The sequence below is a fragment of the Pseudoruegeria sp. HB172150 genome (assembly GCF_013184805.1).
GTDB lineage: Bacteria > Pseudomonadota > Alphaproteobacteria > Rhodobacterales > Rhodobacteraceae > Psychromarinibacter.
On record NZ_JAATNG010000003.1, the window covers coordinates 210,682 to 237,630 of the forward strand.

27 protein-coding genes are annotated in these 26,949 nt (G+C 64.6%); 18 read left to right on the plus strand and 9 right to left on the minus strand.

The features are described from left to right. The first annotated feature begins 69 nt into the window (after nt 1-69). Both hrcA and HCO70_RS15740 read left to right on the plus strand, forming a co-directional pair. Complete coding sequence (gene hrcA, locus HCO70_RS15735; RefSeq protein ID WP_172297862.1) at nt 70-1,134, plus strand: heat-inducible transcriptional repressor HrcA; 1,065 nt, start codon at nt 70-72, stop codon at nt 1,132-1,134. Between the two features lie 10 nt (nt 1,135-1,144). After that, entirely contained in the window at nt 1,145-1,708 is a 564-nt protein-coding gene (locus tag HCO70_RS15740) for a nucleotide exchange factor GrpE (protein ID WP_172297864.1), read from the plus strand. A gap of 111 nt (nt 1,709-1,819) precedes the next feature. Here the strand turns inward: HCO70_RS15740 and mutS are convergent, their stop codons facing one another. Continuing rightward, entirely contained in the window at nt 1,820-4,447 is a 2,628-nt protein-coding gene (gene mutS / locus HCO70_RS15745) for a DNA mismatch repair protein MutS (RefSeq protein WP_172298265.1), read from the minus strand. 148 nt (nt 4,448-4,595) lie between these two features. On the opposite strand from mutS, the gene HCO70_RS15750 reads away from it, so the two are divergent. From HCO70_RS15750 to HCO70_RS15760, 3 genes are all read left to right on the plus strand, one after another. After that, nucleotides 4,596-6,851 carry an NADP-dependent malic enzyme gene (locus HCO70_RS15750; protein WP_172297866.1) on the plus strand — a complete coding sequence of 752 codons (2,256 nt, stop codon included), beginning with the start codon at nt 4,596-4,598 and terminating at the stop codon, nt 6,849-6,851. A gap of 153 nt (nt 6,852-7,004) precedes the next feature. Continuing rightward, nucleotides 7,005-7,913: a D-amino acid aminotransferase gene (locus HCO70_RS15755; RefSeq protein WP_172297868.1), complete on the plus strand. Its 909-nt coding sequence runs from the start codon at nt 7,005-7,007 to the stop codon at nt 7,911-7,913. After that, on the plus strand, nt 7,913-8,644 hold the full coding sequence (locus tag HCO70_RS15760; RefSeq protein ID WP_172297870.1) for an HAD family hydrolase: 732 nt from the start codon (nt 7,913-7,915) through the stop codon (nt 8,642-8,644). Before HCO70_RS15755 ends, HCO70_RS15760 begins: the two co-directional genes overlap by 1 nt. Here HCO70_RS15760 and HCO70_RS15765 read toward each other — a convergent pair. Then, nucleotides 8,622-9,035 carry a DUF1810 domain-containing protein gene (locus tag HCO70_RS15765; RefSeq protein ID WP_172297872.1) on the minus strand — a complete coding sequence of 138 codons (414 nt, stop codon included), beginning with the start codon at nt 9,033-9,035 and terminating at the stop codon, nt 8,622-8,624. The genes HCO70_RS15760 and HCO70_RS15765 overlap by 23 nt on opposite strands. A gap of 30 nt (nt 9,036-9,065) precedes the next feature. Then, complete coding sequence (locus HCO70_RS15770) at nt 9,066-10,295, minus strand: argininosuccinate synthase (protein ID WP_172297874.1); 1,230 nt, start codon at nt 10,293-10,295, stop codon at nt 9,066-9,068. Nucleotides 10,296-10,414: 119 nt separating this feature from the next. On the opposite strand from HCO70_RS15770, the gene HCO70_RS15775 reads away from it, so the two are divergent. After that, on the plus strand, nt 10,415-10,843 hold the full coding sequence (locus tag HCO70_RS15775) for a thioesterase family protein (RefSeq protein ID WP_172297876.1): 429 nt from the start codon (nt 10,415-10,417) through the stop codon (nt 10,841-10,843). Here HCO70_RS15775 and HCO70_RS15780 read toward each other — a convergent pair. Beyond that, a complete protein-coding gene (locus HCO70_RS15780) occupies nt 10,840-11,172 on the minus strand; it encodes an Hpt domain-containing protein (RefSeq protein ID WP_172297878.1) in 333 nt (110 codons plus the stop codon). The genes HCO70_RS15775 and HCO70_RS15780 overlap by 4 nt on opposite strands. A 153-nt stretch (nt 11,173-11,325) precedes the next feature. On the opposite strand from HCO70_RS15780, the gene HCO70_RS15785 reads away from it, so the two are divergent. After that, nucleotides 11,326-12,588 carry a PP2C family protein-serine/threonine phosphatase gene (locus HCO70_RS15785; protein WP_216665464.1) on the plus strand — a complete coding sequence of 421 codons (1,263 nt, stop codon included), beginning with the start codon at nt 11,326-11,328 and terminating at the stop codon, nt 12,586-12,588. Here the strand turns inward: HCO70_RS15785 and HCO70_RS15790 are convergent. Next, nucleotides 12,585-12,989, minus strand: coding sequence for a hypothetical protein (locus HCO70_RS15790; protein ID WP_172297880.1), 405 nt, complete (start codon nt 12,987-12,989; stop codon nt 12,585-12,587). The genes HCO70_RS15785 and HCO70_RS15790 overlap by 4 nt on opposite strands. A 9-nt stretch (nt 12,990-12,998) precedes the next feature. Continuing rightward, nucleotides 12,999-13,439, minus strand: a complete 441-nt coding sequence (locus tag HCO70_RS15795; RefSeq protein WP_172297882.1) for an NUDIX hydrolase — start codon at nt 13,437-13,439, stop codon at nt 12,999-13,001. A 76-nt stretch (nt 13,440-13,515) separates the two neighbouring features. On the opposite strand from HCO70_RS15795, the gene HCO70_RS15800 reads away from it, so the two are divergent. The 9 genes from HCO70_RS15800 to HCO70_RS15840 all read left to right on the plus strand — a co-directional run bounded on the left by HCO70_RS15800 (nt 13,516) and on the right by HCO70_RS15840 (nt 23,185). Then, the gene (locus HCO70_RS15800; protein ID WP_172297884.1) at nt 13,516-14,517 is read left to right on the plus strand and encodes an Hsp33 family molecular chaperone HslO; all 1,002 of its coding nucleotides are present in this window, start codon (nt 13,516-13,518) and stop codon (nt 14,515-14,517) included. After that, nucleotides 14,504-15,109 carry a CoA pyrophosphatase gene (locus HCO70_RS15805; protein WP_172297886.1) on the plus strand — a complete coding sequence of 202 codons (606 nt, stop codon included), beginning with the start codon at nt 14,504-14,506 and terminating at the stop codon, nt 15,107-15,109. The genes HCO70_RS15800 and HCO70_RS15805 overlap by 14 nt, the downstream gene beginning before the upstream one ends. Then, on the plus strand, nt 15,106-16,254 hold the full coding sequence (locus tag HCO70_RS15810; protein ID WP_172297888.1) for a CCA tRNA nucleotidyltransferase: 1,149 nt from the start codon (nt 15,106-15,108) through the stop codon (nt 16,252-16,254). Before HCO70_RS15805 ends, HCO70_RS15810 begins: the two co-directional genes overlap by 4 nt. Nucleotides 16,255-16,377: 123 nt before the next feature. Beyond that, nucleotides 16,378-18,222 (plus strand): ABC transporter ATP-binding protein, encoded by a 1,845-nt coding sequence (locus HCO70_RS15815; protein WP_172297890.1) that lies wholly within the window; start codon nt 16,378-16,380, stop codon nt 18,220-18,222. Further along, a complete protein-coding gene (locus tag HCO70_RS15820; RefSeq protein ID WP_172297892.1) occupies nt 18,219-20,069 on the plus strand; it encodes an ABC transporter ATP-binding protein in 1,851 nt (616 codons plus the stop codon). The genes HCO70_RS15815 and HCO70_RS15820 overlap by 4 nt, the downstream gene beginning before the upstream one ends. Beyond that, the gene (locus tag HCO70_RS15825) at nt 20,066-20,584 is read left to right on the plus strand and encodes an AAA family ATPase (RefSeq protein ID WP_172297894.1); all 519 of its coding nucleotides are present in this window, start codon (nt 20,066-20,068) and stop codon (nt 20,582-20,584) included. The genes HCO70_RS15820 and HCO70_RS15825 overlap by 4 nt, the downstream gene beginning before the upstream one ends. A gap of 1 nt (nt 20,585) precedes the next feature. Continuing rightward, nucleotides 20,586-21,809 carry a class I SAM-dependent RNA methyltransferase gene (locus HCO70_RS15830; protein ID WP_172297896.1) on the plus strand — a complete coding sequence of 408 codons (1,224 nt, stop codon included), beginning with the start codon at nt 20,586-20,588 and terminating at the stop codon, nt 21,807-21,809. Nucleotides 21,810-21,837: 28 nt separating this feature from the next. Then, entirely contained in the window at nt 21,838-22,614 is a 777-nt protein-coding gene (locus HCO70_RS15835; protein ID WP_172297898.1) for an ion transporter, read from the plus strand. 79 nt (nt 22,615-22,693) lie between these two features. Beyond that, nucleotides 22,694-23,185 carry a murein L,D-transpeptidase family protein gene (locus tag HCO70_RS15840; RefSeq protein ID WP_172297900.1) on the plus strand — a complete coding sequence of 164 codons (492 nt, stop codon included), beginning with the start codon at nt 22,694-22,696 and terminating at the stop codon, nt 23,183-23,185. Between the two features lie 72 nt (nt 23,186-23,257). Here the strand turns inward: HCO70_RS15840 and HCO70_RS15845 are convergent, their stop codons facing one another. Further along, nucleotides 23,258-23,830 (minus strand): CAP domain-containing protein, encoded by a 573-nt coding sequence (locus tag HCO70_RS15845; protein ID WP_172297902.1) that lies wholly within the window; start codon nt 23,828-23,830, stop codon nt 23,258-23,260. Between the two features lie 168 nt (nt 23,831-23,998). Between HCO70_RS15845 and HCO70_RS15850 the strand changes: the two genes are divergently transcribed. Both HCO70_RS15850 and HCO70_RS15855 read left to right on the plus strand, forming a co-directional pair. Continuing rightward, entirely contained in the window at nt 23,999-24,604 is a 606-nt protein-coding gene (locus HCO70_RS15850) for a L,D-transpeptidase (protein WP_172297904.1), read from the plus strand. 139 nt (nt 24,605-24,743) lie between these two features. Continuing rightward, nucleotides 24,744-24,929 (plus strand): ferrochelatase, encoded by a 186-nt coding sequence (locus HCO70_RS15855; protein WP_172297906.1) that lies wholly within the window; start codon nt 24,744-24,746, stop codon nt 24,927-24,929. Nucleotides 24,930-24,982: 53 nt separating this feature from the next. Here the strand turns inward: HCO70_RS15855 and hemH are convergent, their stop codons facing one another. Further along, nucleotides 24,983-26,038 carry a ferrochelatase gene (gene hemH / locus HCO70_RS15860; RefSeq protein ID WP_172297908.1) on the minus strand — a complete coding sequence of 352 codons (1,056 nt, stop codon included), beginning with the start codon at nt 26,036-26,038 and terminating at the stop codon, nt 24,983-24,985. A 54-nt stretch (nt 26,039-26,092) separates the two neighbouring features. Then, complete coding sequence (locus HCO70_RS15865; protein ID WP_172297910.1) at nt 26,093-26,932, minus strand: methyltransferase domain-containing protein; 840 nt, start codon at nt 26,930-26,932, stop codon at nt 26,093-26,095. Nucleotides 26,933-26,949 lie beyond the last annotated feature (17 nt).

Here is a 26,949-nt window from a genome sequence, read left to right on the forward strand (position 1 = left end):
CCAGCGCAACCCCGATTGACGGCAGGGGGACATGGTCTTTAATACGCGTTGCTTGCGAATATGGCCGATATGACGGACACAGCGAAACTCCTGGCCGAAATGAACGACCGCAGCCGAGAGGTGTTCCGGCGGGTCGTCGAGGGCTACCTGGAAAGCGGCGAGCCGGTCGGATCGCGCACGCTGACGCGCACCCTGTCCGAGAAAGTGTCTGCCGCGACGATTCGCAACGTCATGCAGGATCTGGAATACCTCGGGCTGCTGGACAGCCCGCATGTGTCCGCCGGGCGGGTTCCGACCCAGCAGGGATTGCGGATGTTCGTCGACGGTCTGCTGGAGGTCGGCGAACTGGATGCGCTGGACCGCGAGAAGATCGACGCGACCATGATATCCAACAACAACGACGTCGCCGACCTTCTGGACAAGGTCGGGTCGGCGCTTTCTGGCGTGACCGCAGGGGCGAGCCTTGTCCTGGCGCCGAAACACGAAGCGCCTATCAAACATATCGAGTTCGTTTCGTTGTCGCCGGACCGGGCGCTGGCGGTGCTGGTCTTTGCCGATGGCCACGTGGAGAACCGCGTGTTCCATCCGCCGGTGGGGCAGACGCCGTCCTCTCTGCGCGAGGCGGCGAATTTCCTGAACGCGATCGCCGAGGGGCGGACACTGTCCGACCTGCGGGTGCGATTCGACGCCGAGATTGCGAAGCGGCGGCAGGAGCTGAACGACCTTGCGCGCGAACTGGTGCAGGATGGGCTTGCGATCTGGGAGAACGAAGGCGAGCGCTATGAGCGGCTGATCGTGCGGGGGCGGGCGAATCTTCTGGGTCCGGAACGCGAGGCGGAGGACCTGGAACGCATCCGAAACCTGTTCGACGACCTGGAACGTAAACGCGATATTGCCGAATTTCTGGAACTGACCGAGGAAGGCGAGGGAGTCCGCATTTTTATTGGCTCCGAGAACAAGCTTTTCTCACTTTCGGGTTCCTCTTTGGTGGTGTCTCCATATATGAACGCTGACCGAAAGATCGTCGGCGCCGTTGGTGTGATCGGACCGACGCGGCTGAACTACGGGCGCATCGTGCCGATCGTGGATTATACGGCGCAACTGGTCGGGCGGCTGATTTCCGACCGAGGCTAAGAGGGTAAGGATGGCAGAGCAGAAACGCGACGAGATGCCGGAAGAGCTGAGCACGCTGGAAGAGCTGGCGGCGGAAGAGCCGAGCGAAGAGGCGCTGGCATCGGACGAAGCAATGGACGCGCTGCGGGCGGAACGCGACGACATGCGCGACCGTTTCATGCGGGCGCTGGCCGATGCGGAGAACGCACGGAAACGCGGTGATCGAGACCGGCGCGAGGCGGAGAAATACGGCGGGTCGAAGCTGGCCCGTGACATGCTTCCGGTTTACGACAACCTGGCTCGGGCCCTGGAAGCCGCGGACGAGGAGACGCGGGCGGCGAAGGCGGCGCTGATCGAAGGTATCGAGCTGACGATGCGGGAGCTTCTAAACGTGTTCTCGAAGCACGGGATCGAGGTGGTGAAGCCGGAAGTCGGCGACAAGTTCGATCCGCAGCATCACCAGGCAATGTTCGAGGCGCCGGTGCCGGGCACCAAGGCGGGCGAGATCATACAGGTGAGCCAGGTCGGGTTCATGATCCACGACCGGCTGCTGCGGCCGGCGCAGGTTGGGGTGAGTTCTACTCCGGCGTCCTGATCTGCGGTGAGGCGGGGGGCCAGCCCCGTCGCCATTGGGCATTCGGACCATTGGCACGCCACGGGATATTTTCGGCCAGAAGAAGCAAGGGAGGCTCGCCGGTGGCGGGCCTTAATGCTTTCTGGCGAGGTCCTTCAGCTCATAGATGAGGTTCAGCGCCTCTTTCGGGGTCAGTTCGTCGGGGTGAACCTGTGCGAGTTTTTCGTCGAGCGGTGAGGGGCCGGCGGGTTTCGGGGGCGGTGCGGCCGGGGCGGCGGAGAAGAGGGGGAGGTCGTCGAGGAGCTGCTTGGCGCCGGATTTGCCGGAGCGGGCGCCTTCCTCCAGCTGCGAGAGGACGTCGCGGGCGCGGTCGACGACGGAGGCCGGAAGACCGGCGAGGCGGGCGACCTGCACGCCGTAGCTGCGGTCGGCGGCGCCCTTGTGGACCTCGTGCAGGAAGATCACGTCGCCCTCGTATTCCTTGACCGCGACCGTGGCGTTTTCGACGCCGGAGAGGCGGTCGGCGAGCTGGGTCAGCTCGTGGTAATGGGTGGCGAACAGCGCGCGGCAGCGGTTGACGTCGTGCAGGTGTTCCAGCGTGGCCCAGGCGATCGAAAGGCCGTCATAGGTGGCTGTGCCGCGGCCGATTTCATCGAGGATGACGAGCGCGCGGTCGTCGGCCTGGTTCAGGATCGCGGCGGTTTCGACCATCTCGACCATGAAGGTTGAGCGGCCTCGGGCAAGGTCGTCGGAGGCGCCGACGCGGGAGAAAAGCTGGCTGACGACGCCGATATGCGCGGCGCGGGCGGGGACGAAGCTGCCCATCTGCGCCAGCAGCGCGATCAGGGCGTTCTGGCGCAGGAAGGTGGATTTGCCCGCCATGTTGGGGCCGGTCAGCAGCCAGACGGCGCTGTGATCCTCGCCGCCGGACAGGTCGCAGTCGTTGGCGATGAACGGTGCGCCGCCCTGCGCGCGGAGCGCGCGTTCCACGACAGGGTGGCGGCCGCTGTCGATCTCGAAACCGCGGCTGTCGTCGACGGTGGGGCGGCACCAGTTTTCGGCCTGCGCCAGATCGGCGAGGGCGGTGGCGAGGTCTATTTCCGCAAGCGCGCGGGCGAGGGCGCCGAGAGGGCCCGCGTTGTCCAGAACTTTTGCACGAAGCCCTTCGTAGAGACGCTTTTCGATCTCGTCGGCGCGGCCGGCGGCGTTGAGGATTTTCGTCTCCATCTCGCTTAATTCCACCGTCGTGAAGCGCACGGCGTTGGCGGTGGTCTGGCGATGGATGAAGCGGTCGGAATGCGGCGGCGACAGCATCTTTTCCGCGTGGGTCGCGGTGCATTCGATGAAGTAGCCCAGCACGTTGTTGTGCCGGATCTTCAGCGACGTGATGCCGGTGGCCTGTGCGAATTCCGCCTGCATTCCGGCGATGACGCCGCGGCCCTCGTCGCGGAGCTTGCGGGTGTCGTCCAGTTCCTCGTCATAATCTTCGGCGATGAAGCCGCCGTCGCGGACAAGGAGCGGCGGTTCGGCGACAAGGGCCTGATCGAGGCCGTCGAGCAGTTCGTCATGGCCGGTCAGGTCGGTGGCGGCCCTGGCGATCAGATCGGGCAGGTCGCGGCCCGAGAGTTTTCCGGCGATGCCCAGCGCCTGACCCAGCCCGTTGCGGATCGCGGCGAGGTCGCGGGGGCCGGCGCGGTCGAGGGCGAGGCGGGACAGGGCGCGGTCGATGTCGGGGACCTTGCGGAGGTCGTCGCGCAGGCCGTCGGCGAGGCGGCGGTCCTCGGTGAAAAGCGTGACGGCGTCGAGCCGCGCGCGGATCGTGTCGAGCTGGCGTGACGGGCTGGACAGACGGCGTTCCAGCAGGCGGGCGCCGCCGGCGGTGACGGTGCGGTCGATGGCATGCAGCAGCGAGCCGTCGCGGCCGCCGGACAGGGAATGCGTGAGTTCGAGGTTGCGGCGCGTGGCGGCGTCGATCTGGACGGTCTGGCTGGCGGCCTCGCGCACCGGGGCGCGCAGCAGCGGCAGTTTGCCCTTCTGGGTGATGTCGAGGTAATCGACGATGGCGCCCATCGCGGCGACCTCGGCGCGGGTGAAGCTGCCGAAGGCGTCGAGGGAGCCAACCTGAAACAGCTCTGTCAGGCGCCTTTCGCCATTGGTGCTGTCGAAACTGGCACGGGAGAGCGGGGTAGAGACACCGCCGAGATCAGAAACTAACCCGGCCAGTTCCGTTTCGTTCGTCTCGGACAGCACGACCTCTCGCGGGGTGATCCGGGCGAGTTCCGGCGACAGGCGGCTGCGGGCGCAGGGCATGACGCGGAAAGCGCCGGTGGAGATGTCGACCCATGCCAGCGCGCCCTCATCCCGGACCTCTGCATAGGCGGCGAGGAAGTTGTGGCGGCGCGCCTCGAGCAGCGATTCCTCGGTCAACGTGCCCGGGGTGACAAGGCGCACCACGTCGCGTTTGACCACGGATTTGGAACCGCGTTTCTTCGCCTCCGCCGGATCCTCAAGCTGTTCGCAGACGCCGACGCGGAACCCCTTGCGGATCAGGGTCAGCAGGTAGCCCTCGGCCGAATGGACCGGCACGCCGCACATCGGGATGTCTTCGCCCAGATGCTTGCCGCGCTTGGTAAGCGCAATGTCCAGCGCCGCCGCGGCCTGGACCGCGTCATCAAAGAACATCTCGTAGAAATCGCCCATCCGGTAGAACAGCAGCGCGTCGGGGTTCTTCCCCTTGATCTCGAGATACTGCGCCATCATCGGCGTCATCGCGGCTGTCACGCCTTTTCCCCCTGCTCGGATTTCGCAGGACCTTACAAATCCGGGCTGTGACCCGCAATTCGAGTTTCGGTTGAGCGCGCGGGGCGGTGGCGCTAACACTATCCGTCTACGAGGGAGGAGACAGGCCATGGCGATGCAGAAGCATACGCGCCAGGAAGCTTTGACATTTCATCTTGAACCGACGCCCGGCAAGCTGGGCATCCACGCGACCGTACCGATGGCGACGCAGCGCGACCTGTCGCTGGCTTACTCGCCCGGCGTGGCCGTGCCGTGCGAGGTGATCGCCGAGGATCCGGGCACAGCCTATGACTACACCGCCAAGGGGAACATGGTCGCCGTGATTTCCAACGGGACGGCAGTGCTGGGGCTGGGGAACCTTGGCGCGCTGGCGTCGAAGCCGGTGATGGAAGGCAAGGCGGTGCTGTTCAAACGGTTCGCCGACGTGAATTCCGTCGATATCGAGCTGGATACCGAGGATCCGGATGAGTTCATCAAGGCGGTGAAGCTGATGGCGCCGACCTTTGGCGGCATCAACCTTGAGGACATCAAGGCGCCGGAATGCTTCATCATCGAGCAGCAGCTCAAGGAGATGTGCGACATCCCGGTGTTTCACGACGACCAGCATGGGACGGCGGTGATCTGTGCCGCCGGGCTGATCAACGCGCTACACCTGTCGGGCAAGAAGATCGAGGACGTGAAGATCGTGCTGAACGGCGCGGGGGCCGCGGGAATCGCCTGTATCGAGCTTTTGAAGAGCATGGGCGCGCGGCATGAGAACTGCATCGCCTGCGATACCAAGGGGGTCATCTATCAGGGTCGCACCGAGGGGATGAACCAGTGGAAATCCGCGCATGCGATCAAGACCGACCTGCGGTCGCTGGAAGAGGCGATGGCGGGGGCGGACGTGTTCCTTGGGGTGTCGGTGAAGGGCGCCGTGACGCAGGACATGGTGGCGTCGATGGCGGACAAGCCGGTGATCTTTGCCATGGCGAACCCGGACCCGGAGATCACGCCGGAAGAGGCGCATGCAGTGCGTCCGGACGCCATCGTGGCGACGGGGCGGTCGGATTACCCGAACCAGGTGAACAACGTCCTTGGGTTCCCGTACCTGTTCCGCGGGGCCCTGGACGTCCATGCCCGGGCGATCAATGACGAGATGAAAATCGCCTGCGCCTCGGCGCTGGCAGAGCTGGCGCGGCAGGAGGTGCCGGACGAGGTGGCGGTCGCCTATGGGCGCAAATTGTCCTTTGGCAGAGACTATATTATTCCGACTCCCTTCGATCCGCGGCTGATCCACATGATCCCGCCAGCGGTGGCCGAGGCGGGGATGCGGACCGGCGTGGCGCGCAAGGATATCGAGGATATGGATGCGTACCGGCACAGTCTGCGAGCGCGGATGGATCCGACCGCGTCGATCCTGAACGGCATCAACTCTCGCGCGCGGGCGAAGCAGGCGACGATGATCTTCGCCGAGGGCGACGATCCGCGGGTGCTGCGCGCGGCTGTGGCGTATCAGCGGAACGGGTTCGGGCGCGCGCTGGTCGTCGGGCGCGAAGTAGATGTGAAGGAGAAGCTGCAGGCCGAGGGGCTGGCGGATGCGATGCGGGAGCTGCGGATCGTGAACGCGGCGAATACGGAGCATCTGGAGACCTACAAGGCGTTTCTCTACGACCGGCTGAAGCGCAAGGGCGTGGACCAGCAGGATGTGCACCGGCTGGCGGCGCGGGACCGGCACGTTTTCGCGGCGCTGATGCTGGCACACGGGCATGGCGACGGGATGATCACCGGGGCGACGCGGAAGTCGGCGCATGTGCTGCAGCTGATCAACCACGTGTTCGACGTGTCGGATCAGGACGATGCGGTGGGGGTGACGGCGATCCTGCATCGTGGGCGGATCGTGATGATCGCGGACACGCTGGTGCATGAATGGCCGGATGAAGAAGACCTGGCGATGATTGCCGAACGCGCCGCCGCGGTGGCGCGGAGCCTGGGGATGGAGCCGCGGGTGGCGTTCGTCAGCTTCTCGACCTTCGGATATCCGGTGTCGGAACGGGCGGAGAAGATGCACAAGGCGGCGGCCGTGCTGGATAAGCGCGGCGCGGATTTCGAGTACGAGGGGGAGATGACGGTCGACGTCGCGCTGAACACACGGATGCAGGCGCATTACCCGTTCCAGCGGCTGACCGGACCGGCAAATATCCTCGTGGTTCCGGCGCGGCATTCGGCCTCGATCTCGGTCAAGCTGATGCAGGAGATGGCGGGCGCCTCGATCATCGGGCCGATCCTGACCGGCGTCGACAAGCCGATCCAGATCTGCCAGGCATCATCCTCGGTGAACGACATCCTGAACATGGCGGTGTTCGCGGCGGCGGAGGCGGGGTAGGTTCCGGGCTCCGGTTCCGGCGGCGGGTGCGGAGGGGGCTCTGCCCCCGCGCCTGCGGCGCCCCCCGGGATATTTTTGACCAGAAGAAGCGGGATCGGTTTCGGCTTGTGTCCGCGCGGTTCACATTTAGCCTGACCGCGAAGGAGCGTGCCTATGAACGACCATGTCACCACCCACCAGGCCGAGGAAGACGCGCGGAACGAGGCGATCCTGATCTATGTTAACGGGCGGATCGTGCCGAAGGCGGAGGCCGTGGTCAGCGTCTATGACAGCGGCTTCATGCTGGGGGACGGCGTGTGGGAGGGGCTGCGGCTTTATAACGGGCGCTGGGCGTTCCTGGATGAGCATCTGGACCGGCTGTTCGAGGCGGCCAAGGCGATCGACCTGGATATCGGGATGGATCGTAGCGGGATCGAAACAGCCTTGTTAGAGACGCAAATTTCCAACGGGATGGAGACTGATGCCCATGCGCGGCTGATGGTGACGCGCGGGGTCAAGGCGCGGCCGTTCCAGCATCCGTCGCTGTCGCGGCAGGGGCCGACGGTGGCGATCATCATGGAGCATTCCAAGCCGTCGATCCCGCGGCCGATTCGGCTGGCCACGGTGCCGCATATCCGCGGGTTGCCAATGACGCAGGACCCGAAGCTGAATTCCCATTCCAAACTGAACTGCATCCTCGCCTGCATCGCCGCCGAGAAGGCAGGGGCGGACGAGGCGCTGATGCTGGATGTGCATGGTTTCGTGAACACGACGAATGCCTGCAACTTCTTCATCGTGCGGAAGGGGGAGGTTTGGACCTCGACCGGCGATTACTGCATGAACGGGATCACCCGGCGGAAGGTGATTGATTTATGCCGGGAGGACGGGATTCCGGTGTTCGAGCGGAACTATTCGCTGGTCGATACCTATGGCGCAGACGAGGCGTTCCTGACCGGGACGTTCGGCGCACAGACGCCGGTGGGGGAGATCGACGGGCGGGTGATCGGGAGCGGAGAGATGGGGCCGGTGACCGAGCGGATTCGCGGGCTTTACAAGGCACTGATCGAACGGACCTGCGCCTGATGCGGATCGCGATGTGGTCGGGGCCGCGCAACCTGTCGACGGCGATGATGTATGCCTTCGCGCAGCGCGGCGACTGCGCGGTGACGGATGAGCCGTTCTATGCGGCCTATCTGGCGGCAACCGGGCTGGCGCATCCGATGCGCGAGGAGGTGCTGGCGTCGCAGCCGCAGGATGCCGGGGCGGTCGGTGCGGCGCTGGCGGCGCCGGCGCCGGGCGGCAGGGCGAACTGGTATCAGAAGCACATGGTGCAGCACATGCTGCCGGGATTTCCGCGAGACTGGATGGCGGGTGTGCGGCATGTGTTCCTGATCCGGCATCCGGCGCGGGTGGTGGTGAGTTTCGCGAAGGGGTACGAGGCGCTGACGCTGGAGGATGTGGGTTTCGTCCAGCAGGCGGAGCTGTTCGAGTACCTGTCGGAGCGCGGCGAGGCGCCGCTGGTGATCGACAGCTACGACATACGGCAGGACCCTGAAGCGATGCTGACGGCACTTTGCCTGGCGCTTGGTATCAGGTTCGATCCGGCGATGCTGTCCTGGCCGGAGGGCGGCCGCGCGGAAGACGGGGTCTGGGCGGCGCACTGGTACAAGTCGCTGCACCGCACGACCGGGTTCGCCGGACCGGAAGGGGATCTGCCCGTACTGGACAGCCGGCTTGCGGAGATGGTTGAGGCGGCGATGCCGTCCTATCGCGTGATGGAAGCGCGGAAGATCAGGCCAGCGTCGCGCGGGTGACCGGGCATCTTTCGCCTTTGTAGAGACGATTGAGCACCTTTGCGAAGCTATCGGGCGCGCCGGGCGTGGCCTCGAACAGCGTCATAGAGGAGCGGACCTTCAGCGCATCGACCGGCCCGAGGATATCCACCGGATCGGTGCCCTCGTGGATGAGGAGCAGGTCAGCCACTTCAATCAGATGCGGGCCGAGGACAGGGTGGGCAAGATAGTCGGCTGCTTCCTGCAGACCCGACAGGCCGAAATGCCGGGCGCGGGGCGAGCGGCCGAGGGTTTCGAGCTGCGGAAAGACCCACCAGATCCAGTGGGTCACCTTCCGCCCGTCGCGCAGTTCGCGCAGGACCTGCGGCCAGACCTGTTCCTGCGCGTCGACGAATTCCTGAAGGGTTGCCATGGACGTCCCCCTCGCGCCGGATTGCGGGTGTTACTTTTTCAGCCGCCGGTTCCGCGCCGCCAGCAGCTTGAGCCGCAGCGCGTTGAGCTGGATGAAGCCCTGCGCGTCCTTCTGGTCGTAGGCGCCTGCGTCTTCCTCGAACGTCACGTGCGCTTCGGAGTATAGGCTGTGATCGGACCAGCGGGCGACGGTGCGGGCGGAGCCCTTGTAAAGCTTGACGCGGACGGTGCCGGTCACATGCTCCTGGCTCTTGTCGATCAGGGCCTGCAGCATCTCTCGTTCCGGCGAGAACCAGAAGCCGTTGTAGATCAGCTCGGCATAGCGGGGCATGATCGAGTCCTTGAGGTGCCCGGAGCCGGAATCGAGGGTGATCTGTTCGATGCCGCGATGCGCCTCGAGCAGTATGGTGCCGCCCGGGGTTTCATACAGGCCGCGGGATTTCATGCCGACGAAACGGTTCTCGACAAGGTCGAGAATGCCGATGCCGTGTTTCGAGCCGAGTTCGTTCAGGCGGGTAAGGATCGTGGCGGGAGAGAGCATTTCGCCGTTGATAGAGACGGCATCGCCCTTTTCGAACCCGATCTCGACCATTTCCGGCGTGTCGGGGGCATCCTCTGGCCGGGTGATCCGCTGCAGCACGTATTCCGGCGCTTCCTCGGCGGGGTCTTCCAGAACGCGTCCCTCGGACGAGGTGTGCAGCAGGTTGGCGTCGACGGAGAACGGCGCCTCGCCACGCTTGTTCTTGGCGATCGGGATCTGGTTCTTCTCGGCGAAGTCGATGAGCTTCGTCCGCGAGGACAGGTCCCAGAGGCGCCATGGCGCGATCACCTTGATCTCTGGGTTCAGCGCGTAGGCGGCGAGTTCGAAGCGGACCTGGTCATTGCCCTTGCCGGTGGCGCCGTGAGAGACGGCATCCGCGCCGGTTTCTGCGGCGATCTCGACAAGGTGTTTGGAAATCAGCGGGCGGGCGATGGAAGTGCCGAGCAGATACTGGCCCTCGTACAGCGCGTTGGCGCGGAACATCGGGAACACGAAGTCGCGGACGAATTCCTCGCGCACATCCTCGATATAGATGTTCTCGGGCTTGATGCCGAGAAGTTCGGCCTTCTTGCGAGCCGGTTCCAGTTCCTCCCCCTGGCCGAGGTCGGCGGTGAAGGTCACGACCTCGCAGCCGTATTCCGTCTGCAGCCATTTCAGGATGATCGAGGTATCGAGGCCGCCGGAATAGGCCAGCACCACTTTTTTCGGCGCGTCGGACATGCATTGCTCCGCTATCAGGTATCCGGCGCCGTTTAGCGCGGGGCGCGGCGCTGGGCAAGGCGGGGTTGCGGCGCGGGGCGGGCGGTGGTTGGCTGGACCGGCGAAGACGGAGGGCGGAGATGGGCGAGCGGCTGGAAGTTTTCCGGGGGGTGGTGCATCCGTGGCACCACGATCATTTCGGGCACATGAACGTGCGCCACTATGCGCCGTTCTTCGACGACGCGACCTATCACATGTGGACGCTGCTGGGCGTGCCCTATTCCGAGATCATTCCCAAGTTCGGCGTGCATACGGTGTCGGCGAAGGCGACGACGAATTTCATCAAAGAGCTGGTGGCGGGGGATCTGGTGCGGATCGACGGGGCGATCACGCGGATCGGCGGGAAGAGCGCGACGCTGCATTTGCGGATGTTCCATGCGGATACCGGGGAAATGCACGCGACATACGATCTGGTGGAGGTGTTCTTTGATCCGGAGACGCGGAAATCGGCGGAGATTCCGCAGGTGATCCGCGACCGGCTGACGCCCCATCTGGTGGAGTGCGACTAAGCGGCGGCGATGCCGCTGAACCGGGCGAGGAATTCGGCGCGCGAAGTGTCGTGGGCCGAGAACAGGTCGTCCAGCCGTACGTCCTGCCCCTGTCCGGAAGTCGCCATACGTTCGCCCTGCGCGCAGAGGGTGGCCATCGTCGCGAAGCCGAGGTTGAGCGCGGAACCCTTCAGGAAATGCAGTTTCAGGGCAAGGTCCGCCGGAGCCGGGGTGCCGCGCAGTTGATCCAGGACGGCATCCAGTTCTTCCAGGAACAGGCCAGCGACCTCGGCGAAGTCTTCGCTGCCGATTTCGCTTTGAAGTTCGTCGATGCGCTGCCAGTCGATCACTGCCCTCTCCGGCCCGGGGACCGCCACAGAGTAGCGGTGCGGCCTGTGCGGTGGGTAAATGCGCGGCGGAAACTTTGTAAAATCGAAGGTTTATGCGGGTGTTAATCCTGGTGGGGCTAAACGGATGTCGCAACCGCCGTGGCAGACCGACATTTGAGTCCGAAGGGAGATATCGACTGGCCGGAAGGCCCCGCACGCCCGGCACAGGAAACCGTGCTGGTCGTCGATGACAGCCGCGCGCAACGGCGGCTTCTGACGCATTTCCTGACAAAGATGGGCCTGCGGGTATTGGAGGCGCCATCCGGGGAGGCGGCGCTGGCCGTCTGCCAGTTTGAACAGCCGGACCTTATCGTCAGCGACTGGGTGATGCCGGGGATGGACGGGTTGGAATTCTGCCGTGAGTTCCGGGCGATGCAGGGCGACCGATACGGCTATTTCATTCTGCAGACCTCGAATGACGAGAAGCACGAGGTGGCACATGGGCTAGATGCCGGGGCGGACGATTTCCTGACGAAGCCGGTGAATGCCGCAGAGCTGCGTGCGCGGGTACGGGCCGGGCAGCGCGTTTTGCGCATGGAGCGCGAGCTGACCGAGAAGAACCGGCAGATCGGCGCGGCGCTGGAGGAGTTGCGGCATCTGCACCAGGGAATCGACCGGGATCTGCAGGATGCGCACCGTTTGCAGCAATCGCTGGTGCGGGAACGGCACCGGAGGTTCGGGCCGCTCGACGTTTCCCTGCTGTTGCAGCCGGCGGGGCGGATCGGGGGCGATCTGGTCGGCATGTTCGAGGTGAACGCGCGCGAGGTTGGCGTCTTTGCGCTGGACGTGTCCGGGCATGGTATCGCCTCCGCCCTGATGACGGCGCGGCTGGCCGGGTACCTGTCGGGCAGCGAGCCGGAGACCAATATCGCAATCGCCGAAACGGCGAGGGGCGAGCGCACTATGCGCAGCCCGGCGGAGGTTGCGGAACAGCTTAACGACCTCGTTCTGAAGCGGATCGAGACCGATCAGTACCTGACGCTGGCGCTGGCGCGGGTCGAGCTGGACAGCGGAACGGTCACCCTGACGCAGGCCGGACATCCGCATCCGATGCTGCAACGCGCTACGGGCACGATCGAGCCGCTGGGAACCGGCGGCATGCCCGTGGGCCTGCTGCCCGGCGCGAGTTTCTTTGATTCAGTGACTGTTCTTCGGCCCGGTGACAGGCTGTTCCTTGTGTCCGACGGGATCACGGAATGCATGTCGCCGAGGGGCGAGATGCTGGATACCGCTGGATTGAAACGACTGATGCGCTTGCATGCCGACGCGCGCGGGCAGGCCTATTTCGACCGTATCCTGGCGGAGCTGGCGGATTACAGCGGCGAGTGGGAATTCAGCGACGACATTTCCGCCGCCCTGCTGGAATTCGGGCGCTAACCTGTCTGTGTTTCGCGGCGGCGGGAGCGTGACTTCAGGACCCAGCGCAGTGTCAGGCCCAGCGCAATGCCAATTCCGATGCCGATCACGTCGGCGATGAAATCGTTCAGTTCGCGGTGCCGGTTCACCAGCGGCTGGATGATCTCTATCAGTCCTGCCTCTGCCACGATCACCGGCACGGTCCAGACCAGCGCATGCGGATAAAGCAGCGCGCAGGGAAAGGCGACGGCGGCGAAGGCGATGAAATGGTGCAGCTTGTCGCCGCCTGCGGCGGGCGGAAGCTGTGGCAGTGGGATCATCGTGAGCACGAAGATCACCCCCAGCAGCAGCAGCGTCGCCCAGACCGCAACGGAATGGCGAAAGGCGCGGGAGCGGAAGAAGCGGGAAACGGGGTTGCTCATCGGTCAGGCTCAGCCGGGCAGAAGCATTTCGGCAAAGGCGCGGTCGCCTTCGCTGGCCAGAAGTTCAGTCGCGGTCACGACATCCATCCAGAAGGCGGTGTGCCCGGGTTCGGTGGGCGGGCCGTGCCGCCGGACAGGATGGGCCACGTAGATGTGGCAGACTTTTTCCGCCCAGAGATCGTATTCGGGCATGTAGGTGAAGCGGCGATAGGCGCCGACACGGCGCGGCGATGCGATCCGCCAGCCGGTTTCCTCGAACACTTCGCGGTGCAATGCGGCGACCGGCGATTCGCCGGGGTCGATGCCGCCGCCCGGCAGCTGGAATTCCGGCTGCGGTTCCTGCTGATGCGTCACCAGCAGACCGCCGTCGCGGGGCAGCAGGGCATAAACCCCCGGCCTCCGGCGATAAGTCACACCCGGTTTTACCGCCTCGCCATACCGACGGATCATGCCTGCCCTGCCTTTGCTGCTCGGTTGCCGTCCATATATGGACGCGGTATGCCAAAGTAAGGCGCAAGGAAACCCCATGACACTTGGATCACAAATAGCCTGGGATGACACCATCCTGCCGTTTCAGCTTGACCGCTCGGATATCCGCGGGCGCGTTGCGCGGCTTGACGGTGTGCTGGACGAGATCCTGGCACAACACAACTATCCGCCCGCCATCGAGGCGCTGGTGGCCGAAACTGCATTGCTGACCGCGCTGATCGGGCAGACGATCAAGCTGCGTTGGAAGCTGTCGCTTCAGGTGCGCGGCGACGGACCGGCACGGCTGGTGGCGACGGATTACTATGGCCCGACGAAAGAGGGCGAGCCGGCGCGAATGCGCGCCTATGCCAGTTTCGACAAGGACCGGCTGGACCCGAATGGCGATCCGTTCTCTCAGATCGGCAAGGGATATTTCGCGATCCTGATCGATCAGGGCACAGACATGGTGCCGTATCAGGGCATCACGCCGATTGCCGGCGGCTCGCTTTCCGCCTGTGCAGAGACGTATTTCGCGCAGTCCGAGCAGCTTCCGACGCGGTTTTCGCTGGGCTACGGCGACTCGAAGGTGCCGGGCGGCAACGACGGCTGGCGCGCCGGTGGCGTGATGCTGCAGACGATGCCCGAAGCGTCGCCTTTCGCGACCGGCGATGGCGGGTCGGGCGAAGGCGGGCTGCTACAGGCGACCGACATCATGGATGGCGAGGAAGAGGAAAACTGGAACCGCGCCAACCTGCTGCTCGATACCGTCGAGATACTGGAACTGATCGGCCCGCATGTGCAGCCGACGGACCTGCTGGTGCGACTGTTCCACGAGGAATCGCCGCGTGTCTTCGATCCGCAGGCGGTGAAGTTCGGATGCAGCTGTTCCGCCGAGAAGGTACGTGAGAGCCTGTCGATCTATTCGGCCAAGGATATCGCGCACATGACGACGGATGACGGCATCGTGACCGCCGACTGCCAGTTCTGCGGCGCGCATTACGAGTTCGACCCCAGGACTTTGGGCTTCGAGGCTGTGGAGTCCCCCGGTGACGGCAATTGACCTGTTCGACCGGCTGGGTGACGCGCTGGTCGTCGCGTCAGAGGGGTCGTCGGACTTCGACCTGAACCCGGATTTCCGGCCGCCCGCGGGGACAAAGCTGCGCCCTGCGGGTGTGCTGGTGCCGGTGATCGACGGACCGCGCGGGGCGGAGGTTATCCTGACCAAGCGGTCCTCGGCGCTGAAGCATCATCCGGGGCAGATCGCGTTTCCGGGCGGTAAAGTCGATCCGGGCGATGCCGACGTCGTGGCCGCCGCACTGCGCGAGGCGCGGGAAGAGATCGGGCTGATGCCGGAGAATGTCGAGGTGCTGGGGCTGTTGCCGCAGCACCAGACGGTGACGGGGTTCATCATGACGCCGGTCCTGGCCCGTGTCAGGGACGAATTTCAACCCGTGCCCGAGGCGGGTGAGGTTGAAGAGGTGTTCCGTGTGCCGCTGGCGCATGTCACCGATCCGGCGAAATTTCACATCGAGTTCCGGCGCTGGCAGGGGACGCGGCGGTATTACTTCATCGTGCCCTATGGGCCCTATTACATCTGGGGCGCGACGGCGCGGATCCTGCGCGGGCTGGCCGACAGGATGGCAATGCTGTGAAGATCTCGGGCAAGTGGATATCCGACCCGCGGACCCGGCGGGTGTGCGACGTGCTGCAGGATGGCGGGTTCCGGGCGCTGTTCGTCGGCGGCTGCGTGCGGAACGCGCTGCTGGAGGAGCCGGTGGGGGATATCGACATTTCCACTGATGCCCTGCCGGAGAAGGTGACCGAGCTGGCGAAGGTGGCGGGGCTGAAGCCGGTGCCGACGGGGATCGACCACGGGACGGTGACGGTGGTGTCCTCGGGGATGCCGCATGAGGTGACGACATTCCGGCGGGATGTGGAGACGGACGGGCGCCGCGCCGTGGTGGCCTATACCGACCGGATCGAGGAAGATGCGCGCCGGCGCGACCTGACGATGAACGCGCTTTATGCGGAACCTGACGGGACGGTCGTGGACCCGCTGGGCGGGCTGGACGACCTGCTGGCGCGTCGGGTGCGGTTCATCGAGGACCCGGAAGCGCGGATACGCGAGGATTACCTGCGGATCCTGCGGTTCTTTCGGTTTCATGCCTGGTACGGCGATCCGGAGGGCGGGCTGGATGCCGAGGGGCTGGCGGCCTGTGCGGCCCTTTCGGAAGGGTTAGAGACACTTTCCAAAGAGCGCGTCGGGCACGAGATGCTCAAGCTGCTCGCCGCGCCCGATCCGGCGCCTGCGGCGGCGGCGATGCAACAGGCAGGCTGTCTTGCGCGGGCGTTGCCCGGGGCGGATACCCGTGCGCTGCCGATCCTGATCGCGTTCGAGCCGCAGCTTCATGCATCGCCCGATCCGATCCGAAGACTCGCCGCGCTGGGCGGCGAGGACCATGCGGAGCTGCTGCGGCTGTCGAAGAAGGATGCGCGGCGGCTGGAGATTCTTCAGGGTGCGATTGCCGGTGCGGAGGGTCCGGGAGAGCTGGCCTATCGTCAAGGTGCTGGCGTTGCGCGCGACGTGCTGCTGCTGCGCGCTGCACTGCTGGAGCAGCCTCTGCCGCCGGGAGTGGCAGACGATATAGAAACCGGTGCTGCCGCGTCCTTTCCCGTCAAATCCGGCGACCTGATGCCGCGATACGAGGGCGCGGCGCTGGGTGCTGCGCTGAAGGCGCTGGAAGCGGAGTGGATCGCCTCTGGCTTCCGCAAGACGAAGCAGGATCTGCTGGGCTGATCGCCCGCTGCTGTCATCATAGTTTCACCGAACCAGCGGCAGCCGAAACTTCCCTTTCGGGTTTGGCGGGCGTATAGGAAGCGTCTGCTTCTCAAGGATTATGTTCAGGCCGCCCCCCGCGCCATGTTCCGTTATTTCGAAACTCTCGTAGACCCGTACGAACCGTACGAGGCCACCGACCGGCCGCCGCGCAAGCTGCTGCCGTTCATGCTGTCCTATGCGCGGCCGTTTCGAAAGGTGTTCTGGATGGCGGCGGCCCTGGCCGTCATCATCGCGGCGGTCGAGGTCGGCCTGATCTATTACATGGGCCGGGTCGTCGACTTACTGGGCAGCGGCGAACCGGATCAGGTGTGGAGCACCCACTGGCTGGAACTGGTGCTGGCGGCGGGGTTCATTCTGCTGATCCGCCCGGTGATCCAGATGCTGGGAGTTCTGACACTGAACAACGCGATTCTGCCGAATTTCGGAACACTGGTGCGCTGGCGGGCGCACCGGCAGGTGATGCGGCAGTCGGTGGGCTGGTTCGAGAACGATTTCGCGGGACGCATTTCCAACCGGATCATGCAGACGCCGATGTCGGCGGGCGAGGCGGTGTTCCAGGTCTTTGACGCGATCACCTTCGCGCTGTCCTACCTGATCGGCGCGGCGATCCTGCTGTGGGATGCCGATGTGCGGCTGCTGCTGCCGCTGGTGATCTGGTTCGGCCTTTACGCGCTGCTTGTGCGCTGGACGATGCAGCGCGTCGGCCCGGCCTCCAAGGCGGCATCGGACGCGCGCAGCAAGGTCACGGGCCGGGTGGTCGACAGTTACACCAACATCCATTCGGTGAAGCTGTTCGCGCATCACGACAGCGAGCTGGACTATGCCAGGGAGGCCATCGAGGAGGCGCGGGAAACCTTCGCGAAGGAGATGCGCCTTTACACGATCATGGACGTGGCACTGGTGATCCTGAACGGCCTGCTGATCATCGGGGTCGTCGGCTGGGCGATCCTGCTTTGGCGGAACGGCGCGGCCACGGTCGGGGTCGTCGCGGCGGCGACGGCGCTGACCCTGCGCCTGAACGCGATGACCGGCTGGATCATGTGGGCGCTGTCCACCTTCTTCCGCTCGCTTGGCGTGGTTGCCGAGGGGATGGAAACCATCGCGCAGCCCATCGAACTGACAGACGCGGCGGATGCAGAGCCGCTGGCGCTGACCGAGGGCGAGATCCGGTTCGAGACTGTTTCTCACCATTACGGGCGCGGCGCCGGCGGGCTGGATCATGTGTCGCTTACGGTGAAGGCGGGGGAAAAGATCGGCCTGATCGGGCGGTCCGGCGCGGGCAAGTCGACGCTGGTGAAGCTGCTGCTGCGGTTCTACGATACCGAAGGCGGGGAGATCCTGATCGACGGTCAGGACGTGACGAAGGTGACGCAGGAAAGCCTGCGGCGCGCCATCGGGATGGTGCAGCAGGATTCGTCGCTTCTGCACCGGTCGGTGCGGGAAAACATTCTCTATGGCAGGCCGGATGCCAGCGAAGAGGCGATGATCGCGGCGGCGAAACGGGCCGAGGCGCACGAGTTCATCCTGGATCTGCAGGACCCCGAAGGCCGCCGCGGGTATGACGCGCATGTGGGCGAGCGGGGTGTAAAGCTTTCGGGAGGGCAGCGGCAGCGGGTTGCGCTGGCGCGGGTGATCCTGAAAGATGCACCCATCCTTGTGCTGGACGAGGCGACGAGCGCGCTGGACAGCGAGGTCGAAGCGGCGATCCAGCATACGCTTTACGGCATGATGGAGGGCAAGACCGTCATCGCCATCGCCCACCGGCTTTCGACCATTGCGCAGCTTGACCGGATCGTCGTGCTGGATGACGGGAAGATTGTCGAAGAGGGCACGCATTCCGGGCTTCTGGCCATGAACGGCCTATATGCCCGGTTCTGGAACCGGCAGTCGGGCGGGTTCATCGGCACGGAGCAGGCGGCGGAATGACGCTGGAGAAATTTGCGCACTGGTTCGCGGGGCTGATCGACCCGGAACGCCCGGCAAAGGGTGCTCCGCCACGCACGCTTGCGCCCTACATGGCCTGGCTGCTGGAGGGATCTTGGAAGGCGATCGGGCTGGCCGCCGTGATCTCTGCGCTCGCGGGGTGCTTCGAGGTGATGACGGCGATGATGCTGGGCATCGTGATCGATGCGGCTCAGGCGTCCGGGCCCGAAGGGTTCTTTTCGGCGAACATGGGCATGCTGGTGGCGGTGCTGGTGTTCTTCGTCGTGGTCCGGCCGATCACGGTGGGGTTCAACAGCGCGATGCAGTCGCTGGCGCTGGCGCCGAACGTCAACAACCTGGTGCTTTCGCGCCTGCACCGCTGGACGCTGGGCCAGTCGGTGACCTTCTTCGACAACGACTTTGCCGGGCGCATCGCGCAGAAACAGATGCAGTCGGCGCGGGCGGTGACCGATGTGGTCACGGATTTCGTCAGCGCCGTGGTGTTCGGGCTGGCCTCGCTGATCGGATCGGCGCTGCTGATGCTGTCGATCGGGCCGGTGGTGGCGGGGATCCTGGCGGTGTGGATCTGTCTCTATTTCGGGCTGGTCAGCATCTATCTGCCGCGCATCCGCAAGCGTGCGACCGAACGGGCGGCGGCCCGCGCGATGGTGTCGGGGCAGGTGGTGGACACGGTCACCAACATCAAGACGGTAAAGCTGTTCGCGCATCAGGAATTCGAGGATCGCGCCGCGCTGAACGAGATGCGGAAGTTCCGGGACGCGGCGTTTTACTTCGGCAAGGCGGCCTCAGCCTTCCGGTTCCTGCTGATGACGCTGGCGGGCGTCCTGCCGGTGCTGCTTGTCGGCGCGACGCTGGTGCTGTGGAGCAATGGCAACGCGACCGCGGGCAACATCGCGGCGACCGGCGCGGTGGCGATCCGGCTGGCGCAGATGACGGGCTGGATCAGCAACGCGCTGCTGATGATGTACGCCCATGTCGGCGAGATCGAGGACGGCATGCGGACGCTGACGCCGCCGCACGAAATCACCGACCGCGACGGCGCGGGCACGCTGAGCGGGCATCCGGTGGTGCGGTTCGATCATGTCAGCTTTGCCTACGGGCGCCGGACCGGCGGAGTGGAGAATATCGACCTGACGATTCACGAGGGCGAGAAGCTGGCCATCGTGGGTGCGTCCGGGGCGGGCAAGTCGACCTTGGTGGCCCTTCTGATGCGTCTCTACGATACCGAAGAGGGCGCGATCCTTGTCGGCGGGCAGGATGTTCGCGACATCACGCAGGAGAGCCTGCGGCAGAAGATCGGGATGGTCACGCAAGAGACGGCGATGTTCAACCGCTCGGCGCGGGACAACATCCTGTACGGGCGGCCCGATGCCACGGAAGAAGAGATGGTCGCGGCGGCGAAGCGTGCACGGGCGCATGACTTCATACTTGGGCTGAAGGACTACAAGGGGCGCACCGGGTACGATGCGCATCTTGGGGAGCGTGGCGTGAAGCTGTCCGGCGGGCAGCGGCAGCGGATTGCGCTGGCCCGTGCGATCCTGAAGGACGCGCCGATCCTTGTGCTGGACGAGGCGACATCGGCGCTGGACAGCGAGGTCGAGGCAGAGATCCAGGAGGCGCTGGACGAGGTGATGGAGGGCAAGACGGTAATGGCCATCGCGCACCGCCTGTCGACCATCGCGCGGATGGACCGGATCGTCGTGCTGGACGCCGGCCATATCGAGGAACAGGGCGACCACAGCACGCTGTTGCAGCAGGACGGGCTGTACGCCCGCTACTGGAAGCGGCAGTCGGGTGGGTTCATGGGGTTCGCCGAGGCGGCGGAGTGAACCGTGTGATGGTGGTGGGTGCGCCCGGTTCGGGCAAATCCACGCTTGCGGTGACACTGGGCCAGATGACCGGCTTGCCCGTTTTCCACATGGATCACATTCACTGGCTTTCGGGTTGGGTCGAGCGGGAAAAGGCGGACAAGATCGAAATGGCGCGGGAGATCGAGGCGCGTGACGCCTGGATCTTCGAGGGGGGTCTGGCGTCCACCTATGACAGCCGTGCCGCACGGTCGGATCTGATCGTCTGGCTGGATCTGCCGCTTGGCCTGCGGCTGTGGCGCGTGGTCTGGCGCATTGTTCGTACCTACGGCACGCAAAGAAACGATCTGCCCGAGGGCTGTCCCGAGCAGGTCAGTCCGGAATTCTTTCGCTACATTTTGAGTTCGAGCCGCCGGACACAGGCGCGGCTGGCGCGTCTGGTGGCGGAGGCGGGCAAACCGGTCCGGCACCTGACCTCGCCGCGCGCGGTGCGGCGGTGGGTGGCTTCGGTCCGGCAATCCGGGTTGCCGGGCTGATATGGCGGAGGTCACCATCGAGCGGCTGGGCCATCTGGGGGATGGCATCGCACCCGGGCCGGTTTTCGTGCCGCTGACATTGCCGGGGGAAGTGGTCGAGGGCGAGGTGGATGGCGACCGGATCGCGGCGCCGCGGATCGTGACGCCTTCGGCGGATCGGGTGCGGCCGCCTTGCCGGCATTTCAAGAGCTGCGGGGGCTGTGCGCTGCAGCACGCCTCTGGCGGGTTCCTGGAAACATGGAAGGCGGATCAGGTGCGCATCGCTCTGGCGGCGCACGGCCTGAAGGCGCCGATAAGGGGCGTGGCGACGTCACCGCCGCAGTCCCGGCGGCGGGCGACGTTTTCCGGGAGACGCACGAAGAAATCGGCGCTGGTCGGGTTCCATGCGCGGGCGTCGGACACCGTCGTCGAGGTGCCCGACTGCCAGCTGGTGCTGCCCGAGATCGCGGCGCTGCTGCCGGCGCTGGCGGAGCTGACGCAGATCGGCGCATCCCGGCGGGGCGAGCTGTCCTTTACCGTGACGTGGTCTGCGGCGGGTGCCGATCTTGCGGTGTCTGGCGGTGTGCGGCTGGACGGGCCGTTTCGAGTGAGGCTCGCCGAGTTCGCCGGAAAAGCGGGCCTGGCCCGGCTGGTCTGGGACGATGACCTTGTCGTCGAAGCGGCGCCGCCAGTGCAGAGATTCGATTTAATAGAGACTGTTCCGCCGCCGGGCGCTTTCCTTCAGGCCACGGCCGAGGGAGAAAAGGCGCTGCTGGCTTCGGTGAAGGAAGCGGTCGGCGATGCGGCCCGCGTTGCCGACCTTTTCTCGGGTTGCGGCACGTTTGCCCTGCCGCTGGCGCGAAATGCGGAGGTCCACGCGGTCGAGGGACTGCCCGCGCTGCTGTCGGCGCTGGATGTCGGCTGGCGCCGGGCGCAGGGGCTGAAACGGATCACGACCGAGGCGCGTGACCTGTTCCGCCGCCCGCTGCTGGCGCAGGAGCTGGCGCGCTATGACGCGATTGTCATCGACCCGCCACGCGCCGGGGCAGAGGCACAGACGGAGCAGATCGCGGCGGCCGGAATACCAAGAATTGCTGCTGTTTCCTGCAACCCCGTCACCTTTGCGCGCGATGCCGCGATCCTGTGCAAGGCGGGGTATCGGCTGGACTGGATCGACGTGGTGGATCAATTCCGCTGGTCGCCGCATGTGGAACTTGCAGCGCAATTCTCCGGACCCGATATCTGACGGAAATACCGGCCGAACGAGGGGACAGATGAATTTTCGCGAGCGCGTGGCGGGCTGGCTTGCCCGCCCGATTGTCACCAAGGGCATTACCGCCGTCATTATCTTCAACGCCGTGATCCTGGGGATGGAAACCTCGGACGCGATCATGGCGCGCGCGGGCGATCTGATCGTTGCGCTGGACATAGCCTGCCTTGCGATCTTCGTGATCGAGCTGGCGGCGAAGATCTATGCGCAGGGCTGGCGGTTTTTCCGCGACGGGTGGAACGTGTTCGATTTCCTGATCGTCGGCGTCTCTCTGGTGCCCGGCGCGCAGACAATGTCGGTGCTTCGGTCGCTGCGGATCCTGAGGGTGCTGCGCGTGATCTCGGTCGCGCCGCGTCTGCGCCGGGTGGTCGAGGGGTTCATCACCGCGCTGCCCGGTATGGCGTCGGTGTTCATCCTGATGGGTCTGATCTTTTACATCGGCGCGGTGATGGCGACGAAGCTGTTCGGCGACAGCTTCCCGGAATGGTTCGGCCATCTGGGGCGGTCGGGCTATTCGCTGTTTCAGATCATGACGCTGGAAAGCTGGTCGATGGGGATCGTCCGGCCTGTGATGGAGCAATATCCGCAGGCTTGGCTGTTCTTTGTGCCGTTCATCATGGTCACAACTTTTGCCGTGGTTAACCTTCTGGTCGGTTTGATCGTGAATTCTATGCAGGACGCACATCATGCCGAGTCGGACGCGGCCACGGGCACCTATCGCGACGAGGTGCTGCAGCGGCTGGCGGCGATCGAAAAGAAACTTGAAGAGAAGAAGGGATGAAACCCCTTTTCTGACATGTTCGATTTGGGATATGTTGCGCGAAAAAGAACCGCCAACAAAAAACCAGAGGCAAGGGACAATGAAACTTACTCGCATCGTGCTTGTGCTCTCGGTGCTTCTAGCGCTGGGTGCCTGTTCCAAATTCAAGACATACCATGGACCGGCCGTAACGCGCGTCGTCGTGCAGAAATCCGAGCGCAAGATGTACTTGCTGCACTACAACAAGGTGCTGAAAAGCTACGATATCGAACTTGGGTTCCGACCAAACGGGCACAAGCAGTTCGAGGGCGACGGGCGCACGCCTGAAGGGCGATACTACATCGACCGCCGGAACCCGGAAAGCCAGTACCACCTGTCACTGGGGATCTCGTATCCGCGCCCCGTCGACGTCGAGGTGGCACGCGACATCGGCCGGTCACCCGGCGGCGACATCTTCATCCACGGCAAACCGAAGCCCTACCGCAAGTATGTGGGCGACTGGACGGCGGGATGCATCGCTATTTCCGACAAGGATATCGAGCGGGTCTACTCGATGGTGCGCGACGGGACGATCATCGACATTTACCCGTAACGTCACGGCCGTATAAGGCGAATCATCTAACCAAGAAGGGCGCCGCGAACGGGCGCCCTTTTCGTTTCTCATTCAACCAAATGGCAGTTCGCCCGGCGGCGCGGTGACCGCGGGCGGCGCGGGGGAAAGGTTCACCGCCGGTCCGCCACCGCCCATGACAAGCGTCCACCAGATCTTGCCGGCGTTGTCCTGATAGAAGGCGAAGCCGAGGTCCTCGGCATCCCGGTTCATGATCACGTTGCGGGTGTCGGGCTGCTCCATCCAGGCTGCCAGCGTCTCCAACTCGGTCTCGTAGGTCTCGGAGATGTTCTCGCCCAGCATCTGCTTGTCATAGCCAGCGCGCAGCACGCGTTCGACCGGAGAGGAGCCGTCCGAGCTGAAATGCCAGGGCCGGTTCTGGCGCGCCATATCGCGCGAATGCGTCTCTGCGGCGGCGTTAAGTGAGGAATCGAGCGCTACTTCCGGCAGGCCGGAGGCCGATCGCAGTGCATTGATGCCGTCCAGCATGCGCAGTTGTGCGGGGCCCTGATTGATGTTGCTGAGACGATACACATCCTGGCCGCCATAAGCGCTGGCACCGGGCGGTGGTGCGCCGCACCCAGCCAGCAAAAAGGCGCCGGTTACTAGCAAAAGGAAAACGCGCATGGTTGCCACTCACCCTAGACTCCGTTCAGGAACCAACTAGCTCTTTGCGGCGCGGTGTTCAAACCGTTGGCGAAAACTGAAGCGATGTCGCGCCTGTTTGAATTGCGACTGCGGCTTTACGGTCATAAGATGCCGCCGCAGCATTGTTATCTTGGTTGGGAGTGAAAGATGCCCTCGGACTCTAACCGAAACCTGAACCGCCGCTTGTTCCTGGGAACCAGTGCCGCGGCGGCCGCGGGTCTTGCCGCGCCGGCATTGGCGCAGGACGGCACATCCATTGAATTCGAAGACTCCGTCAGCACGACGGTAAGACGGAATATCTCAAGCTTCCGCGCGCTGGACTGGCGGCCGTATTTCTCGAACACGAACAACGGCGCGATCCTGGTCGATACCGCCAGCCGGGCCCTGCATTTCTGGTCCGCGGATCAGACCATCTACAAGTTGTACCCGACCTCGGTGCCGCTGACGGAAGAACTGACACGGCGCGGGCGCACCTCTGTCGTGCAGAAGGTGGTGGCACCGACCTGGCGCCCGACACCGTCGATGAAACTGCGCAATCCAGAATGGCCTGACGTGGTCGAAGGCGGGGCCCCGGATAATCCGCTGGGTCCGCTCGCTCTGTACCTCGGATGGACCTATTACCGCATCCACGGCACACATGATACGCGCAAAATCGGCCGCCGTTCTTCCAACGGTTGTATCGGTCTCTACAATGAGCATATCCGCGAGCTTTTCGATCTTTCGAGCGTTGGTTCGCAGGTGTTGCTTATTTGACAAAATGGCAGACTGTTGCAGCTGTGCGACAGGGTTGCATTTGCCAAGATCCGGGAAAGCTGGTTAGTGAAACTTGTGGGGTACAGGGGCGTTCCACATGTATCCAAAAAAACCAGTCTTTAGATCCTGGAGGATTGAAATGAAAAAAGTCGCGCTTGCTGCCGTCATCGCAGCCACTGCGTCGTCCGCGTTCGCCGGTGCCTACGGTGAAGCTGTCGTCGTGGAACCTGAAGTCGTCGTCGAAGAAGCTTCGGCCACCTCGAGCCATGACCTGATCGTTCCGCTGATGGTGCTTGCGATCATTGCGGCCGCCGTCGCCGACTGATCTCCGGTCGATCGAGATGAGATGCAAAGGCGGTGGATGACCACCGCCTTTTTTCATGCGAGCCAGCCTGCGAGGTTGTTCGCGATTACCTTACCCAGAACCGCGATATGCGCATCGTCGTCGTTTAGGCATGGGATGTAGGTGAAGCTTTCGCCGCCCGCATGTTCGAAGCTCTCGCGGATTTCCTCGTTGATCTCTTCCAGGGTCTCGATGCAATCGGCCGAAAAGGCCGGGGCGAGCACGGCGATGCGTTTCTTTCCGGCCTGCGCCAGCCGCGCAACCTCTTCCACCGTATAGGGTTTCAGCCATTCTTCCGGGCCGAATTTTGACTGGAAGGTTGTGATCACACGTTCCCTGTCCATGCCCAAAGCCTCGCGCAGCAGGCGCGTCGTTTTCTGGCACTGGCAATGGTACGGGTCGCCGACTTCGGTCAGGTAGCGTTCCGGCAGGCCGTGATAGGAGGCGACGATCACGTCGGGTTCGTGATCCAGCGTCGCCAACGTGCGCGTCACGGAACCGGCGAGCACGGAAACATAGTCGGGATCGTCGAAGTAGGGCGGCACTGTTCGGACCGAGGGCTGCCACGCGGCCTTCATCAGGGCGCGGAAGAACTGGTCGTTCGCGGTGGCCGAGGTGGCGCCTGCGTATTGCGGATAAAGCGGGAAAAACAGGACCTTGCGGCAACCCTGTTCGATCATGCGGTTCAGCACGCTCTCGGTGGAAGGGTTGCCGTAGCGCATGCAGAAATCGACGACGACCTGATCGCCGTAGCGTTCCTGCATCTCGGAGGTCAGCTTGGCCGTCTGCGCCTTGGTGATCGTCATCAGCGGGCTTTCCCCCGCCTCGTGGTTCCAGATCGACTTGTAGGCGGCACCGGAGGAGAACGGCCGCTTGGTCAGCACCATGGTCTGCAGGATCGGCTGCCACTTCCATGCGGGGTAGTCGATGACGCGCTTGTCCGACAGGAATTCGCCGAGGTAGCGCCGCATCGACCAGTAGTCGTAGTTGTCGGGCGTGCCGAGATTGGCGAGCAGAACGCCCACCTTTTCCGGCGGGACCGTGGGGTGATCGGCAGGGGCGTTGGCGGGCCGGACGGCTTGCTCGGTCATGACGGGATCCACTCGTGATGCGTTGCGCCTGAGATAACGGGTGCAGCGCCCGGGTCAATCGCGGCGGGGCGTCGCGGGATCGTTCAGGGCGGTTTCCGTCGTGCCCAGCGCGTCGGCAAGGCGCCGCGCGGCGGAACCGGGGCGCAAGGGCTGCTGCTGACCCGGGCCGGGCGCCCAGCCGGTCAGGCAGATGAATTCGAAGGTCGCGGGGATGCGCCCGGTGTCGTCGGAATAGGCGGCCGCATAGCGTGCGGCGGCCTCGAGCAGCACGGCACGGCGGGTGAATGTGCGGGGGCGGGATGCCATTGCATTTGCTTCTCCCATCGCGCGCAGGTCGCGCATCAGGGCGAAGGGATCCGGATAACTGACGGCGCGGATATAGCTGTCGGCCACCGGCAGGGCGAAACCGGCACGCTGCATCAGGCTGCCCAGATCGCGGATTTCGGCCATCGGCAGAACGCGGGGGGACAGACCGCCGGTAACGGCCGCCTCTGCCTCTGCCAGCGCGGCGCGAAGTTCGAAAAGGGTCTGGCCGCCGAACAGGATGCCAAGGAACAGGCCGTCGGGCTTCAGCGCCCGCCGTGCCTGAATGAGCTGCCCGACAGGGTCATTGGACCAGTGAAGCGACAGCGCATGGACGACGAGGTCATGCGCGCCTTTTTCAAGGAATAGCGTCTCTGAATCGGGGATAATGGCCGCGTCCGGAAACCCGTCACGCCACAGATCCGGCCAGACGGTTACAATCGCTGGTGCCGTAAACTGCCTGTTAACCATAGCGAGCCTGTGATGGACCTCGTCGGCTGCTTCCTCCTGCAGGAACAGCGCCGGATCGGTGGCGGCGCGGGCGCGGGCACGGTCGAGCGCGGAGATGTCGGTCAGGAGGGGCTGTGTCATGCGGATGCGGCCTTTCG